Here is a 14,585-nt window from a genome sequence, read left to right on the forward strand (position 1 = left end):
GAGCTGCCGGGACCTGGTTGCGAAACGCCACAGTAATCATCCCGTAATTCCACCCCTATCGTTACAGGAGCTAGCATGCATTTCTACCGCCCGCTTGTCACCGTCGCGCTGCTGGTCGCGCTACCTCATGCGTTTGCTGCGCCAGCGGACGTGACGCTAAGCCATCTCACAGTGGGCAACTACAGCGACCATGTCAACGCCTCGCTCAGCACGGTGAACGTGATTTCCGATAACGGCAGGGTTGCCGTGCTCGGCCTGGACTGGACGAGAGGCACGTTCCTCGAACAAACTGGTAACAGGGAGATCAGCCGCGCTCATGGCTTTACCGCGGACTTCACCCCTGCCGCTGGATATGCGGTGAGTTCGATCACGCTGAGCGGCTATCTCGAGATGGAACGGGTAAATCAGCCCTCCGTATTCGACGAGTCGGGAAATTGGATAGGCTATAGCCAGTACGTCATCGGTGACGGCTTCGCCGGCGGAGTGTCCTATGGTATGGCACCGGTCGAGGATACGCTGCTGAGCACCACGGTCGACATGTCCCAAGGCAATGATGATTACCTGGAAAAGTTCAGCAAACCCTTCTTTGTCGAGCTGGTGACGAACTCGGTGATCAATGGATATCCGCCGGTGTCAGGTCCGGCACCCTACGCAAGCATGATGTGGCGGGATGTCACCGTGCGCATCGAAATGGTGCCGGTTGCAGCGGTACCCGAGCCGGGCACCTGGATGATGCTCCTGGCAGGCCTTGCGGGTGTCGGCGTTGCCACCCGCCGTCGCCAGTCCTGACAAGCGCTTCCCGCCGGGAGACAGCATGCAACCGTCGTGCTGCACCCGGCGGTTTTGTTTGGCGCTGTCACCCATCATTAAGGGATTTCTCAGGATTTCTCAGCCATCCGCAGCGATGCCCGCGAGAAACCCGCAGGCGTGCTGATCCGATTGCCATCCCCGCTATACACTCAGTCCAGGTAGTTCGGTAAATAAGACAGCAGTTGTTGAGGGAAGTTCCCACGATGGTCAGGGACAGCGCCTTTTGTTTCCGATTGTGTCCAGCCCCGCCCCCGACACAAACCCCGCGAATAACCGCCCGATCCCGACATTTCACCGACACATCGCCAAGGTCTAATGGTCCCTGTCGCGACTGCACCGTGCAGCCGCCCTTACAGGAGAACACCATGAAAACCATCGTCGCCAAAACCGCCGCCGCCGTCATCCTGATGGCCGCTACGCTGTCCGCCCACGCCCAGAAATTCGACGACAAGGGCATCGCCCGCACGGAGACGGTGCGCCGCGATGTCGACGGCAAGAACGAAGCGATCCAGGTCCGCGTCGATTTCGCCCACAACGCCGCCTTCCCGAAGCACTCGCACCCCGGCATCGAGATCGCGTATGTCCTGTCCGGCAGCGTCGAATACGAGATGGACGGCAAGACCATCCGCCTGCAGGCCGGCGAATCGCTGTACATTCCGGCCGGCGCCGTGCACTCGGCCAGGAACGTCGGCACGGGCGTGAGCGCCGAGCTGGCGACCTACCTGGTCGAGAAGAACCAGCCCATCGTCATCCTCGACAAATAAGGAGGCATCATGCAGCGCTTCCTCGTGACTGTCCTGGGTGGCCTGGGCCTGGCGGCGGCATTGATTGCCACGTCCGGTTCCGCGGCAGGACGCACCAATCCCGGTTTCGACGGCGCAGTCACGTGGCTGAACAGCGCGCCGCTGACGGCCCAAAGCCTGCGTGGCAAGGTCGTGCTGGTCGATTTCTGGACCTATTCGTGCATCAACTGCATCCGCACCTTGCCCTATGTGCGGGCCTGGGCCGACAAGTACCGCGGCCAGGGGCTGACGGTAGTGGGCGTGCACACGCCGGAGTTCCGCTTCGAGCAGGATCTGACGAATGTCACGGCGGCACTGGAACGCTTCGGCATCGATTTTCCCGTGGCGGTCGACAGCAACCGGCGCATCTGGGACGCCTGGGGCAACAACGCATGGCCGGCCTACTACCTCGTCGATGCGACCGGCAAGGTGCGCTACCGCCAGGTGGGCGAGGGCGGCTACGACAGGCTGGAACAGCAGATCCAGGCACTGCTGGCCGAGGCGCACGGCAAGCCGCTGGCGGCCGATCTCGTCAAGCCGGCCACCGTGGCGGAGCAGGCCGCGCCGGACCTGAACCGGCTGCGGTCGGGCGAGACGTACATCGGCTATCGCCAGGCCAGCGGCCTGCGCTCGCCCGAACGGGTGCGGCCGGATGCGCCGCAACAATACACGGTCGGCACGCTGGGCCTGAATCAGTGGGGCTTGAGCGGATCATGGACGGTCGGTGCGGAAGCAGCCGTGGCGCAGCAAGCGGGCAGCGGCATCGCGCACCGCTTCGGCGCGCGCGACCTGCACCTGGTGATGGGCGCCGGCGCGCCAGGGCGCAAGGTGCGCATCCAGGTCACGCTGGACGGGCGCGCGCCGGGAGCGGACCACGGCGCCGATATCGATGCCGACGGCAAAGGCGTCGTCACCGGCACGCGGCTGTACCAGCTGATCCGGCAATCGGGAAGCGTCGACGAGCGCCGCTTCGAGATCCGCTTCCTCGACAAGGGCGCCGCGGTCTATGCCTTCACGTTCGGCTGAACGGCAGCACGAGGCGCGCTTCCAGTCCGCCGCCGGGACGGTTGTGCAACGTCAGCGTGCCGTCCAGCGCGGCGGCCAGCTGGCGCGCGATCGCCAGTCCCAGGCCGCTGCCGCCCGTATCGCGGTTGCGCGAGTCTTCCACGCGGTAGAACGGTTCGAACACCGCTTCCAGCGCGCCTGCCGGTATGCCGGGGCCGTGGTCGAACACGCGGATGATGATGGCGCTATCGCATTCCACGACCACCTGCGCCGCGCCGGCGTATTTCAGCGCGTTGTCCACCAGGTTCGTGACGACGCGGCGCAGCGCGCCCGGCCGCGTCATGGCGGGCGCGCCGCAGCGTCCCGTCAGGGCGACGTCCGCACCGCCGTCGCGGTAGTCCAGTACCAGGCTGTCGAGCAGGTCGTCCACGTCGACCGCGCGCGCCAGCTCCGGCTTGCCGTGCATCGCGCGGGCGTAGCCGATGCCCTGCCGGGCCAGGTCCTCCAGCTGTTGCAGGTCTTCCGTCAGGCGCCGCTGCTGCGCTTCGTCGTCCATCAGCTCCACCCGCAGGCGCATGCGCGTGATGGGTGTCTGCAGGTCGTGCGAGATCGCGGCCAGCATGCGCAGGCGCTCGTCCACGTACGCGGCGATGCGCCCCTGCATGGCATTGAAGGCGCGTGCCGCGCGCACCACTTCGGACGGGCCATGTTCCGGCATGTGCACGGGGCGCAGGTCCGGACCGAGCGCGTCGGCCGTCTCGGCCAGCATGCGCAGCGGCCGCGTGGCCTGGCGTACGGCCAGCCAGCAGGCCAGGGCGACCAGCGCCAGCTGGCCCGCCAGCACCCACGGCAGCCACGGCGACAGCGGCAGGCCACGGCGCGGCAGGAAGTCCACCGTCAGCGGTGCGCCGTCGGACAGGCGCACGTGCACCTGCAGCCGTTCGCGTTTCCCCGGCACGGCATGGGCACTGAAGGCGTAGTCCGAAGCCAGCGCCCGCGTCACGGAGTCCAGCAGCCGGCGCGAGTGCGGCGCGCTGACGGGCGGGCCCGACTCGGGCGGCGTCAGCAGGAAGCGGTAGCCGCCGCGCGCCAGGCGGGGCAGCCATGCCGGGCGTTCGGCCGGCGGCAGGCGGTCGAGCAGGGCAACGGCCGTGCGCAGGTCCGTTTCCACGTAGTCGATCATGGTGCCCATCGTGACGTCGTTGCGCTCGTCGATCGTCACCGTCGTCGTCAGCAGCTGCGCCGCCGCCAGCCCGGCCAGCAGGATCAGCGACAGGCGCGCGAACAGCGATGCCGGCACGAGCCGGCGCAGCAGCGGCCGGGCGGTGTTCATGCGGCGTCCGCCAGCGGCAGGGTGGTGTTCATGCGGCGTCCGCCAGCGGCAGGGTGGTGTTCATGCGCCGCTCCCCAGCCGCGGGGTGGTTCGTGCGCTGCTGCCGAGCGGCAGGGTGTTCATGCGCCGCTCCCGAGCGGCGTTACGGCGCACGACAGGACGTAGCCTTCGCTGCGCAGTGTCTTGATGTACCGCGGCTCGCGCGGATCGTCGCGCAGGCGCTGGCGCAGGCGGCTGACGAGGATGTCGATGGAGCGGTCGAACGCTTCGGCATCCATGCCGTGCGTCAGCGTCAGCAACTGCTCGCGCGACAGCACCCGCTGCGGATGGTCGAGAAAGACGCGCAGCAGCCGGTATTCGGCGCTGCTGAGGGATACTTCGACGCCGTCCGCGTCCAGCAGGTGGCGCCCCACCACGTCCAGTCGCCACGTGCCGAAGCCGATCGCCTGGGCCGCTTCCGTTACCTGCATATTGGGTGGCAGCATGCGCGTGCGGCGCAGCACGGCCTTCAGGCGCGCCAGCAGCTCGCGCGCCGCGAACGGCTTGGCCATGTAGTCGTCCGCGCCCAGCTCCAGGCCGACGATACGGTCCGTTTCGTCGTCGCGCGCCGTCAGCATCACGACGGGAATGGCGCGGTGCCGCCCCGCGCGCAGCTCGCGGCACAGCGCCAGGCCATCGTCGCCGGGCAGCATGATGTCGAGGATGATGACGTCCGGTGTCGCCAGCGCCAGCGCCGCGCGCATGGCGCGGCCGTCGGCCACCGCCGTGCAGCGCAGGCCCTGCTTTTCGAGATAGGCGGCGACGAGCTCGCGGATCGCATGGTCGTCGTCGACCAGCAGGACATGATCAATCTCCGGCACGGTGCAGCTCCTGTATGTAATCGCCCGGCGCTATTGTAGTGGCCCGCGGCAGGCCACGGCAAAACGGGGGCGAAGTCGTGTGCTGAGCACACCCGAAACCTGCGACAATCCCGGGATGATGACCCTTTCCGACTTCCAGGCACTGTTCCGTGTAACACCCTATCCCTACCTCGTGATGTCGCCTGATCTGACGGTGGTTGCCGCCAGCGGCGCCTACCTGCGTTCCGTCCAGCGTACCGAGGAGGACATCGTCGGCCGCTATGTCTTCGAAGCGTTTCCCGAGAATCCGGACAACCCGCAAGCGACCAATATTGCCGAGGTCAAGGCTTCGATGCTGCGCGCGCTGGCGAAGGGCGAGCCCGATACGACGGCGTTCGTGCGCTACGCCGTGGCGGTCCGGAAGCCGGACGGCGTGCATTTCGAGGAGCGTTACTGGAGCACGGTGCATACGCCGGTAATCGGGCCGGACGGCGAGCCCGTGCTGGTGTTCCAGAACCCGATGGACGTGACGGAGCTGTACCGCTTCGATGCGCAGTCGGGCGTCGCCACCTTGCAACTGACGCCGCCGGTCGCCGGCAATGCGGAAAACTTCAACCGGGCGCAGATGCACGAAGCGCTGTCGCGCATCCTGAACAACGAGCGCGAACACCTGCGCAGCTTGTTCAATCAGGCCCCCGGGTTTGTCGCGGTGCTGATGGGACCGAAGCACGTATTCGAAATGGTAAACGAGGCGTACTACCAGCTGGTCGGCCACCGCGAGCTGATAGGCAAGGCGGTGTGGGAGGCGCTGCCGGAGGTGGCGGGCCAGGGCTACGAGGAATTCCTCGACATGGTCTACCGCACCGGCGAGCAGTGGGAAACGCGGGCGCGGCCCATCGCCGTGCAACGCGTGCCGGGCGGGCCGATCGAGCAGCGCTACGTCGACCTGGTCTACCAGCCGTACAAGGACCAGCATGGCGAAACCATCGGCATCTTCGCCCAGGGTTACGACGTCACGGAGAGCGTCGAGGCGCAGCAGGCCAAGCGCGAAAGCGAACAGCGGCTGCGCGACGGCATGGACGCGGCCAAGATGGTGGTGTGGGACTGGGATCTAGAGACGGGCAAGCTCGAACAGTCCGACAATACGCTCACGGTGCTCGGTTTTTCGCCCACGCGGATGGACGCGGCGGCCGCGTTCATCCATCCGGACGACCGCGAACAGATCGCCAGCGCCCGCCGTGCGGCGCTGGCGGGCCAGGGGGCCTACCAGGCGATCGTCCGTTTCACCCGGCCGGACAACCGCAAGCTGATCTGGCTCGACAGCCGTGGCCGGGTGCAGCACGACGCCGACGGGCGGCCCGTGCGCATCCGCGGCGTGACGGTGGACGTGACGGAGCGGTACCAGGCCGAGTTCGAACTGCGCGAAGCAAACCGCAAGAAGGACGAGTTCCTTGCCATGCTGGCGCACGAGCTGCGCAACCCGCTGGCGCCGATCAGCACCGCGGCGGAGATGCTGCGCATGACGGCAGACAGCGATCCGCGTACGAAGCGCGCCAGCGAAGTCATTGGCCGCCAGGTGCGGCACATGACGGCGCTGGTGGACGACCTGCTCGACGTCTCGCGCGTCACGCGCGGGCTGGTGGAGCTGGAGATGGCGCCGGTCGACATCAAGGCGGCCGCCGCCAGCGCCGTCGAGCAGGTGCGGCCGCTGCTGGAAGGGCGCAACCACACCCTGACGGTGCGCACCGGCTCGCCCGTCGCGCTGGTGCAGGGCGACCGCACGCGGCTCGTCCAGGTGATTGCCAACCTCCTCAACAACGCGGCCAAGTACACGCCGCAAGGCGGCGACATCACGCTGGCGCTGGACGTGGCGGCCGGCCGGGTACGCGTGTGCGTGAGCGATAACGGCATCGGCATCGACGATGCGCTGCTGCCGCACGTGTTCGAGCTGTTCACCCAGGCAGAGCGCACGCCGGATCGCGCCCAGGGCGGACTCGGGATCGGCCTGGCACTGGTGCGCACCATCGTCGGACTGCATGGCGGCGAGGTGCATGCGCACAGCAAGGGTGCCGGCAGGGGCAGCGAATTCACCGTCTCGCTGCCCGCGCTTGGGCGTTTTCCGGTGCCGGAGGATGCGCCGGACCGGACCAATCCATCCGGAGCGGGCCAACTCGTGCCCCTGCGGGTGATGATCGTGGACGACAACGTGGATGCAGCGGAATCGCTGGCCGTGCTGCTGGAGGCGGGCGGGCACCGCACGACGGTGCTGGCGTCGCCGCTGGAGGCCATCGCGGCGGCGCAGGCGGACCCGCCGCAGGTCTTCATCCTCGATATCGGCCTGCCCGAGCTGGATGGCTTCCAGCTCGCGCGGCGCCTGCGCGCCGACGAACGGACGGGCGGCGCTCTGTTCGTGGCGCTGACGGGGTATGGCCAGGCACACGACCGCGTGCTGTCGCGGGCGGCCGGCTTCCACCATCATCTCGTCAAGCCCGTCGATATCGGTCAGCTGACGGCCATCCTGGCCGCCGTGCGGCACTAGGCATGCTCGCCGCGCACGGCGCTTCGGTCGAGACCTGGGCGGCGCCTTCGCGCATGCCCCTGGCGTGAGTGCGGCCATCGAGAAGCCGTGCCACGAAGGGGAAACTGCTCAACAACATGACCGTTGCAGGGTCGGTTTTGTGCCCGAAACCCCCTATGATGTCGAGCATCGGCCGCTGCGCGGCCTTCGTTCATCGCCGCCCATGCCGACATCGTCAACGTTCTTCCGCATTCTGCTGGGCGCCGCCGTGGCGCTCGGCGTCGCCTTCCCCGCCGCCACCCAGGAACTGGGCATCCCGCAAGCGTCCGACGCCGCCCGCCACGGCAAGCACAAAGGCAGCGCCGCCCAGGCCACCAGCACCTGGATCATGGCCGCCACGACTCGTACGTCGCCCGGCACGATCAGCCTGTTTTCGTCGCAGGACGGCGTCACCTGGACGTCGCTGGCTTCCGAAGCCGTACGGCCGCCGCAAGGCACGCCGCGTGCGCCGGCGCTGATCCGGTACGGCGAGTTTTATTATCTGCTGTATGCGACGGGCGAGCGCACGCTGGTGCTGACGCGTTCGCGCGACCTGCGCCAGTGGGAGGCCGGGCGCGACGTGCCGACGGACGGCATGGGCGCCATCGCCGCCGTGCAGTGGGAGCGCGGCAGTGCGCCCAGGGCCATCGTGACGACGGTCGATGGCACGGCGTGGACGCTGCAGCCGGATGCCGGTTGGTCGCGCTGGACCGCGGCGCGCGCGGCCGGCAAGCCTGCCGATGGCGCGGCGCGGGCCGCGCCGCAAGGTGCCGCGGCCAACGCCGACGAAATGTCGGTACTGGTGGAGGAGCGCAAGGCGTTTGCCCAGGCCACGGCGCCGCGAGGCAAGCCGAAAAAGGTCGCCTGGGACCAGCACTCCCTGATGGTGGACGGCAAGCGCATCGTCGTCTGGTCCGGCGAGATGCACCCGTTCCGGCTGCCCAATCCATCCCTGTGGCGCGACGTGATCCAGAAGATGAAGGCGCTCGGCTTCAACGGGGTGGCGTTCTATTTCGACTGGGGTTACCACTCGCCGGCGCCCGGCGTGTACGACTTCTCGCACGTGCGCAACGTCGAGCGGGCGCTGGAGATCGCGGAAGAAGAGGGCATGTACATCATCGCCCGCACCGGACCCTACGTGAACGCGGAGCTGACGGGCGGCGGCTTCCCCGGCTGGATGTTCCGTAACCGCGCCGAGGCGCGCACGGACGACCCGGTCTACCTGGCCGCCGTGGACGAGTGGATGACGCAGGTTAACGCCATCGCCGCGCGCCACCAGATCACGACAGGGGGCGGCAACGTCATCGCCTACCAGCTGGAAAACGAGTTGGGCAAGGTCGAGCCGAAACACGTGCGCCACATGGCGCACCTGGCGGCCAAGGCGCGCGCGGACGGCATTTCGGTGCCGTTCTTCCACAACGCGGCGGGCCGGTTGCCCGACTGGACGCCGCCGGACTCCAGCGCGCCGTGGGCCAATCCCGGCCCGACGGACCTGTATGCCTTCGACGGCTACCCCGGCGGCACGTGCAACGTGCATGCCGACCCGGCAGGGCCGAATCGTGCCCCCGACTGGGGCATCTACGGCAACGGCTCGCCGAAGACGGGCGCGCTGTCGTCGCCCGGCACGCCGGGATTCGCCGCGGAGCTGGGCGGCGGCTGGTTCGATTACTGGGGCTCTAACGGCACCTATGCCTGCACGGCCGAACGGCAGGGCAAGGGTTACCAGCGGGTGTTCTACGGTACCAACCTGATCAACCGCATCACGATCCATAACATCTACATGACGTTCGGCGGCACGTCGTGGGGCTGGCTGGCCGGGCCGGTCGTCTACACGTCCTACGATTACGGGGCGCCGATCGCCGAAGACCGCGCGCTGCGGCCCAAGGCGCTGGCGCTCAAGCAGCAGGGCATGTTCGTGCAGGCCGCGCAGGACGTGCTGGCGCAAATGGACAAGGGCGCGCCGATCGCGACGTCGACGCAGCGCGCGAAGGTCTACCATAACGTCAATGCGAAGACGGGCGCGCACGTCCTGTTCGCCGTCCACAATCCATCGGACCTGACCAGCGACGACAGCTTCACGTTCGACCTGAAGATGAAGAGCGGCGGGTACAAGGTGCCGCTGCGGCTGAACGGCCAGGATGCGAAGATGCTGCTGGCCGACTATCCGCTGGAGCGCCAGCACCTGGTCTACTCCACGTCCGAACTGCAGACGCATTTCCAGAACGGCGCACGCGACATCGCGCTGCTGCATGGCCGCGACGGCGAGGCCGGGGAGACGCTGTTGCGCTACACCGGAACGCCGAAGGTGGAGGTTGTCGCGGGCAAGGTCAGGGCGCGCTTCGACCAGAAGCGCGGCGTGCTGAAACTGACATACGTGCACGACGGCCTGGCGCGCGTGCGCATCGAAGGCGGCAACCGGCCGCCCTTGCTGCTGTTGCTCGCCGACGAGAAGACCAGCGTGAACTTCTGGACGCAATCCACGCCGGCCGGTACGGTGCTGGAACTGACGCCCGCCCTGGTGCGCAGCGCAGGCGTCGATGGCGACACGCTGCGCCTGACGGGCGACACGACGGCCGACAGCCCGCTGGAAATCTGGGGGCCGGCCATTGGCAGCGCCACATTCAACGGCGTGCCACTGGCGCTGGCGGCCCAGCCGGACGGCAGCTGGCGCGCCGATGCCGTCAGGGGGCCGGAGGCCATCGGCCTGCCGGATCTGACCGCGCAGCCCTGGCAGCGGCGCATGGACAGCGTCGAGGCGCAGCCCGGCTACGACGATGGCGCCTGGGTGCGCGCCGACGCACGCGCGTCGGCTGCGCAGACGTGGACAGGCCCGGAACGGGGCCAGCCGACACTGGCAATGAGCGACTACGGGTTTCACCATGGCGACGTCTGGTACCGCGGCCACGTGGACATCGGCGACCCGAAGACCAATCAACTGGAGCTGTTCTATGGCGCGGGCGGAGCAGGCATGCTGCAGGTCTGGATCGACGGCCGCTTCGTCGGCCAGCATGAACTGGACGTCGGGCGCCAGTTTCCGGAGACGACGGACAGCGCGAAGTTCAGCCTGGGCCAGCTGACGCCGGGACCGCACGTGATCGCCGTCATGGTGCGCAACAACTCGCACAACTGGGACCTGATGGCCGACGACGCCCACCGGGAGGCACGTGGGCTGATCGCCGCGTCGCTGACATCGAAGGGCGGGCGCCGTTTCGCCGTGCCGCTCGCGTGGCGCATCCAGGGCAACCAGGGCGGAGAAGCGATTGCCGATCCCGTGCGCGGGGCGATGAACAACGGCGGCCTCTTTGGCGAGCGGCAGGGCTGGCACCTGCCGGCCCGCAGCGGGGACGCTGGCTGGACCGCCGCACAACCGACGGCTGCGCCGCCGGCGCCGGGCACCTACTGGCTGCGCACGTCGTTCGACCTGAAGCTGCCGGCGGAGCACGACGTGCAGCTGGGTCTCGCGTTTGGCGACACCACGCGGCCCCGCTCCGAGCGCGAGAACCGCGCCCTGATTTTCGTGAACGGCTGGAACATGGGCCAGTTCATCGCCCACGTCGGGCCGCAACGCACGTTCGTCATCCCGCCCGGCATCCTCAACCCGAATGGTCCCAATACGATTGCGCTGGCCGTCACGACCGACGGCAAGGCGGACAATGCGCTGGAACCCGTGCGGCTGGTGAACCTGCGCGCGGCACGCGGCGGCGTGCCGCTGGAAATCATGCCCGGGGCGGCGGCGTCACCATCAGCGCGTTGAGGGTGCCATAGCCGGGCGAGGGCGCCGTGACGCGGCCGCTCGCCAGGAACTCCCCGATGGCCGCCTGCGCCTGGCCAAACGCCGCCTCGCCGATGGCGGTGCCGGCCGACAGGCGCCGCACGCCCAGTTCGCGCAGCCGGTCCGGCGGCGGCAACGACGGCAGCGCCATCACGTTCAGCGGCAGCGCGACAGCGGCGGCGACGGCGGCGATGTCGCTTTCGTCGGCGATACCCGGCACGAACAGGCCGCTGGCACCCGCTTCACGATACAGCGCCCCCCGGCGCACCGTTTCCGCGACCCGCTCGCCGGCCGGGGCCAGCCCGCGCAGGAACACGTCCGTGCGGACATTGACGAACAGGCGCACGCCGGCTGACTGCGTACCCGCGCGGATGGCGGCGACCTTGCGGCAGAGCAGGTCGACGGCACCGCTGCCGTCCTCGATATTGATGCCGACGATGCCGGCATCGAGCAGCTGGCGCACCAGGGCGCCGACGGCTGCGGGGTCGTCGCTGTAGCCATCTTCGATGTCCAGCGTCAGCGGCAGGGGCGAGACGCGGCCGATGGCGCGCGCCGTCGCCAGCACCAGGTCGACGGGCAGGTGGCTGCCGTCGGCATAGCCGTGCGCCCAGGCGACGGCCCCGCTGCTGGTGGCCAGCGCGACGGCGCCGGCGGCCTGCGCCAGCCGCGCGCTGCCGCCGTCCCAGCAGTTCGCCAGCATCAGCAGGCGGTCCGCGTGCAGGCGGTGGAACAGTTCATCGTTGTTCATGAGGTCTCCTCGTTCAGGTGGGTGTCGGTACAACGCAGGTGGCGCGCGGCGTAGGCGCGCCATGGCCGCCAGGCGACGCTGCGCGCGGCCAGTGCCGGGTCGGCGCAGTCGAAGACGTCGCTGGCGTCGGCGGGTGCCGTGCTGTCGCCTTCGGCCTGCTGCGCCAGGGAGAGCAGCGTGGCGCGCCGGGCAGGGGAGACGGGCAGCGCGGACAGGTCGGCCGCGAGGACACATGCCGCCGTCGGAAACAGCGGGCGGCGATGGACCCCAGCGCGGGCTCGTCGTACGGGCCGCTCTCGGCCAGCAGTGCGAGCGCTCGCGCTACCGTATCGGAGCTGCCGCGCCACGTGCCGCCGCCGGGTGCCGATTCGGGGCGGCAGCGCAGGCAGGGGCGGAAGCCGTCCTGCTGGGCCGCCGCCGCCGACGGGTAGAAGCGGCAGTTCTCGACGCGCGGTGTGCGCGCAGGGCAGATGGGGCGGCAGTAGATGCCGGTCGACGTAACGCCGATGAACAGGCGGCCGTCGAAGCGCGCGTCGCGTGTCTGGATGGCCCGGTGGCAGGTAATGTGGTCGTTGAAATCCATGCCGCCATGATGACATGGCGGGCATGGTCAACGCTGGCGGAAAACGGCCGCTGTCACTTTCGCGTGTGGTGCCGGCGGGCACCCCAGGCCGTCACCAGCAGGCCCACGCCCAGCATGGCCCATGTGCCCGGCTCGGGGCTGGGGGAGTTGATCGAAAAGCCGGTCTGCGGCGTCCACAGGTAGGCCTGGCTTTCGTCGTGGCCCGGCCGGTAGCTGTACTGGTATTCGCCGTCGCCGGAGATGAAGTAGTGCCCCGCGCCGACCCAGCCCTCCGGGTCGCGGCCGGACTCGCCGGCGGCAAACGACAGGCCGGCCGATACGGAGTAGCTGAAGAGCTCCGCGCCGCAGCTGTAGTATTCGTTACTGTCCGCTTCGCATGCCACGAAATCCTTGCCGTTCAGGATAAGCGACGTGATTTCGGCCCGTTCGACGATACCGTTTCGATCGTTGTCGTAGCCAGTGAAACTGCCCAGCATTTCGCGGTCGGGCAGGAAGGTGTTGTCCGTGGTGTCGAGAAAGCCGGTGTAGGTGAAGGTCCAGGTTTCACCGGCACCGGCGGCGTGGCAGGTGCCCGCCAGCACGGCGGCACAGAACAGATGTCGGAACATGGCCACCTCGCGAATACGTTGGAATGTCAGATGCTAGCAGACTGCAAGCGGTCCAAGGCAGCCTCGGGTGGAGTTATATGCGCCGGCGCAACGCCCGTCAGGACGGCGCGCCCTTCATGCTCAGCAGGATGGGGAAATGCTCGGTGACCAGCGCGGCGAGCGTTTCGCCCAGCAGCATGCCGGCCAGGCCGAGGATGGCGATGACGCTCATGGCGACGGCAATGGCCGTGACGAAGCGCCGGTTCGGCACCCGCAGCACGAACGGGAGGTTGATGGCAACGCTGGACAGCGACGCGACGATGGCTCCGGTAGCGGCCGCGTCCAGGGTCAGCTTGCCGTCCGCGGCAAGGCTGGCCGCCGCCGCGACGGCGCTGGCGCTGGAGACGGTGCCGCCTATGAGGCTGACGAGATAGAACCCCACATTGCCGAAGTATTTCTGCGTCAGTACCCCGGCGACGTGCAGCAGCAGGAAGACCAGTCCGTACTTCAGCGCGCTCCACAGCGAGAACGGCAGCACGATCTGGTCGGACGGCGCATCGTGTTCGACGATGCCGGTGGCCGCAGGCGTGCGCGGATGGAACACGAAGAAGGCACTCGCGCCCAGCATGGCCACGTAGGCGCCGGCACCTGCCACCGCCACTCCGGGCGCCAGCAGTGCCAGGATCACGGCGTTACGCGTCACCATGGCGGACGTGGCCAGCAGGATCCCACGGTAGGCTGCGGCCGCGACGGCGCTGTTCGCATGCGGCCCGACGCGCGATGCCAGTTCGTTGACGGTGACGCTGCTGTTGACGAGACCGCCGAGGAAGCCGGCAATGGCCACGCCGCGCGTGCCGAATGCCTTCCACAGGACGTAGTTGACGAAGCCGATGCCGGCGATCAGGATCACCGTGGCCCATGCGGCCCGCGGCTCGATCAGACCCATCGGCCCGATGCTGCCGACGGGCAAGGCCGGATAGATGACGATACCAAGGATGGCCAGCAGCAGCGCGGAACGCAGTTCCCCTTCCGTCAGGCCGATGGAGAAGCCCTGAAGGATGTCTTTCCACGCCAGCAGCGCCGTGGAGCAGACCATGATGGCGGCCGGCGTCAGCGTGTGGCCCTTGCCGCACAGGATCCCGGCCACGCACGTGACCAGCATCGCGGCCGACGTCGTCAGCTCGGTGCCGGCGTGCGTGCGCATGTCCTGGATGTTGAGGAAGACGGTCAGCAGGCCCGTCAGGCATAGCACAATATAGGCGTAGGTGTCGCCCAGCGACGCCCCGACGGCGCCCAGCACCGCGATAAAGCCGAACGTGCGCAAGCCTGCTTCCTTCTTGCGGCGCTCGCGCTCGAGCCCGATCAACAGGCCAAGCGCCAGCGCCAGCGCGAAACGCGTCAGCATCTCCAGATAGGGCCACTCGGTGACGGCACCCTGGACGGGGATGCCGATGGCCGGGACGGTTGTGCTCAGCAGGCTCATGGCCTACTGTACTCCCGTTCGCGCGGTGGCGGCCACACGTACGGATGACCATTTTGCAGCGCGGCAACGTGGTGCGGCACATCGCA

At 68.4% G+C, this 14,585-nt stretch carries 11 protein-coding genes; 5 read left to right on the top strand and 6 right to left on the bottom strand.

The genetic code is table 11. From position 1 onward, the window contains the following. Positions 1 to 75 precede the first annotated feature (75 nt). The 3 genes from E1742_RS26485 to E1742_RS24540 all read left to right on the top strand — a co-directional run bounded on the left by E1742_RS26485 (position 76) and on the right by E1742_RS24540 (position 2,618). Positions 76 to 789, top strand: a complete 714-nt coding sequence (locus E1742_RS26485; protein WP_206076708.1) for a PEP-CTERM sorting domain-containing protein — start codon at positions 76 to 78, stop codon at positions 787 to 789. 386 nt (positions 790 to 1,175) lie between these two features. Further along, the gene (locus E1742_RS24535; RefSeq protein WP_134387658.1) at positions 1,176 to 1,574 is read left to right on the top strand and encodes a cupin domain-containing protein; all 399 of its coding nucleotides are present in this window, start codon (positions 1,176 to 1,178) and stop codon (positions 1,572 to 1,574) included. Between the two features lie 9 nt (positions 1,575 to 1,583). Then, positions 1,584 to 2,618, top strand: coding sequence for a thioredoxin family protein (locus E1742_RS24540; protein WP_134387659.1), 1,035 nt, complete (start codon positions 1,584 to 1,586; stop codon positions 2,616 to 2,618). Here E1742_RS24540 and E1742_RS24545 read toward each other — a convergent pair. After that, positions 2,605 to 3,930: an ATP-binding protein gene (locus tag E1742_RS24545; protein WP_134387660.1), complete on the bottom strand. Its 1,326-nt coding sequence runs from the start codon at positions 3,928 to 3,930 to the stop codon at positions 2,605 to 2,607. The genes E1742_RS24540 and E1742_RS24545 overlap by 14 nt on opposite strands. A 119-nt stretch (positions 3,931 to 4,049) precedes the next feature. After that, complete coding sequence (locus E1742_RS24550) at positions 4,050 to 4,790, bottom strand: response regulator (protein WP_134387661.1); 741 nt, start codon at positions 4,788 to 4,790, stop codon at positions 4,050 to 4,052. Between the two features lie 115 nt (positions 4,791 to 4,905). On the opposite strand from E1742_RS24550, the gene E1742_RS24555 reads away from it, so the two are divergent. Both E1742_RS24555 and E1742_RS24560 read left to right on the top strand, forming a co-directional pair. Further along, complete coding sequence (locus tag E1742_RS24555) at positions 4,906 to 7,308, top strand: hybrid sensor histidine kinase/response regulator (RefSeq protein WP_134387662.1); 2,403 nt, start codon at positions 4,906 to 4,908, stop codon at positions 7,306 to 7,308. Positions 7,309 to 7,510: 202 nt separating this feature from the next. Next, the gene (locus E1742_RS24560) at positions 7,511 to 11,080 is read left to right on the top strand and encodes a beta-galactosidase (RefSeq protein WP_134387663.1); all 3,570 of its coding nucleotides are present in this window, start codon (positions 7,511 to 7,513) and stop codon (positions 11,078 to 11,080) included. Here the strand turns inward: E1742_RS24560 and E1742_RS24565 are convergent. The 4 genes from E1742_RS24565 to E1742_RS24580 form a co-directional block, all read right to left on the bottom strand. Continuing rightward, complete coding sequence (locus E1742_RS24565) at positions 11,043 to 11,846, bottom strand: isocitrate lyase/PEP mutase family protein (RefSeq protein ID WP_134387664.1); 804 nt, start codon at positions 11,844 to 11,846, stop codon at positions 11,043 to 11,045. The two genes, E1742_RS24560 and E1742_RS24565, sit on opposite strands and share 38 nt — an antisense overlap. Positions 11,847 to 11,859: 13 nt before the next feature. Beyond that, positions 11,860 to 12,429: an Ada metal-binding domain-containing protein gene (locus tag E1742_RS24570; RefSeq protein WP_134387665.1), complete on the bottom strand. Its 570-nt coding sequence runs from the start codon at positions 12,427 to 12,429 to the stop codon at positions 11,860 to 11,862. Between the two features lie 53 nt (positions 12,430 to 12,482). After that, positions 12,483 to 13,037 carry a PEP-CTERM sorting domain-containing protein gene (locus E1742_RS24575; protein WP_134387666.1) on the bottom strand — a complete coding sequence of 185 codons (555 nt, stop codon included), beginning with the start codon at positions 13,035 to 13,037 and terminating at the stop codon, positions 12,483 to 12,485. A gap of 97 nt (positions 13,038 to 13,134) precedes the next feature. Then, positions 13,135 to 14,499, bottom strand: coding sequence for an MgtC/SapB family protein (locus E1742_RS24580; protein WP_134387667.1), 1,365 nt, complete (start codon positions 14,497 to 14,499; stop codon positions 13,135 to 13,137). Positions 14,500 to 14,585 lie beyond the last annotated feature (86 nt).

This window comes from Pseudoduganella plicata (assembly GCF_004421005.1).
GTDB classification, from domain to species: domain Bacteria; phylum Pseudomonadota; class Gammaproteobacteria; order Burkholderiales; family Burkholderiaceae_D; genus Rugamonas; species Rugamonas plicata.

What these genes read in the sequence shown, in the direction of transcription:
- E1742_RS26485 (WP_206076708.1), top strand. Translation starts at nt 76, where the DNA reads ATGCATTTCTACCGCCCGCTTGTCACCGTCGCGCTGCTGGTCGCGCTA.
- E1742_RS24535 (WP_134387658.1), top strand. Translation starts at nt 1,176, where the DNA reads ATGAAAACCATCGTCGCCAAAACCGCCGCCGCCGTCATCCTGATGGCC.
- E1742_RS24540 (WP_134387659.1), top strand. Translation starts at nt 1,584, where the DNA reads ATGCAGCGCTTCCTCGTGACTGTCCTGGGTGGCCTGGGCCTGGCGGCG.
- E1742_RS24545 (WP_134387660.1), bottom strand. Translation starts at nt 3,930, where the DNA reads ATGAACACCGCCCGGCCGCTGCTGCGCCGGCTCGTGCCGGCATCGCTG.
- E1742_RS24555 (WP_134387662.1), top strand. Translation starts at nt 4,906, where the DNA reads ATGATGACCCTTTCCGACTTCCAGGCACTGTTCCGTGTAACACCCTAT.
- E1742_RS24560 (WP_134387663.1), top strand. Translation starts at nt 7,511, where the DNA reads ATGCCGACATCGTCAACGTTCTTCCGCATTCTGCTGGGCGCCGCCGTG.
- E1742_RS24565 (WP_134387664.1), bottom strand. Translation starts at nt 11,846, where the DNA reads ATGAACAACGATGAACTGTTCCACCGCCTGCACGCGGACCGCCTGCTG.
- E1742_RS24570 (WP_134387665.1), bottom strand. Translation starts at nt 12,429, where the DNA reads ATGGATTTCAACGACCACATTACCTGCCACCGGGCCATCCAGACACGC.
- E1742_RS24575 (WP_134387666.1), bottom strand. Translation starts at nt 13,037, where the DNA reads ATGTTCCGACATCTGTTCTGTGCCGCCGTGCTGGCGGGCACCTGCCAC.
- E1742_RS24580 (WP_134387667.1), bottom strand. Translation starts at nt 14,499, where the DNA reads ATGAGCCTGCTGAGCACAACCGTCCCGGCCATCGGCATCCCCGTCCAG.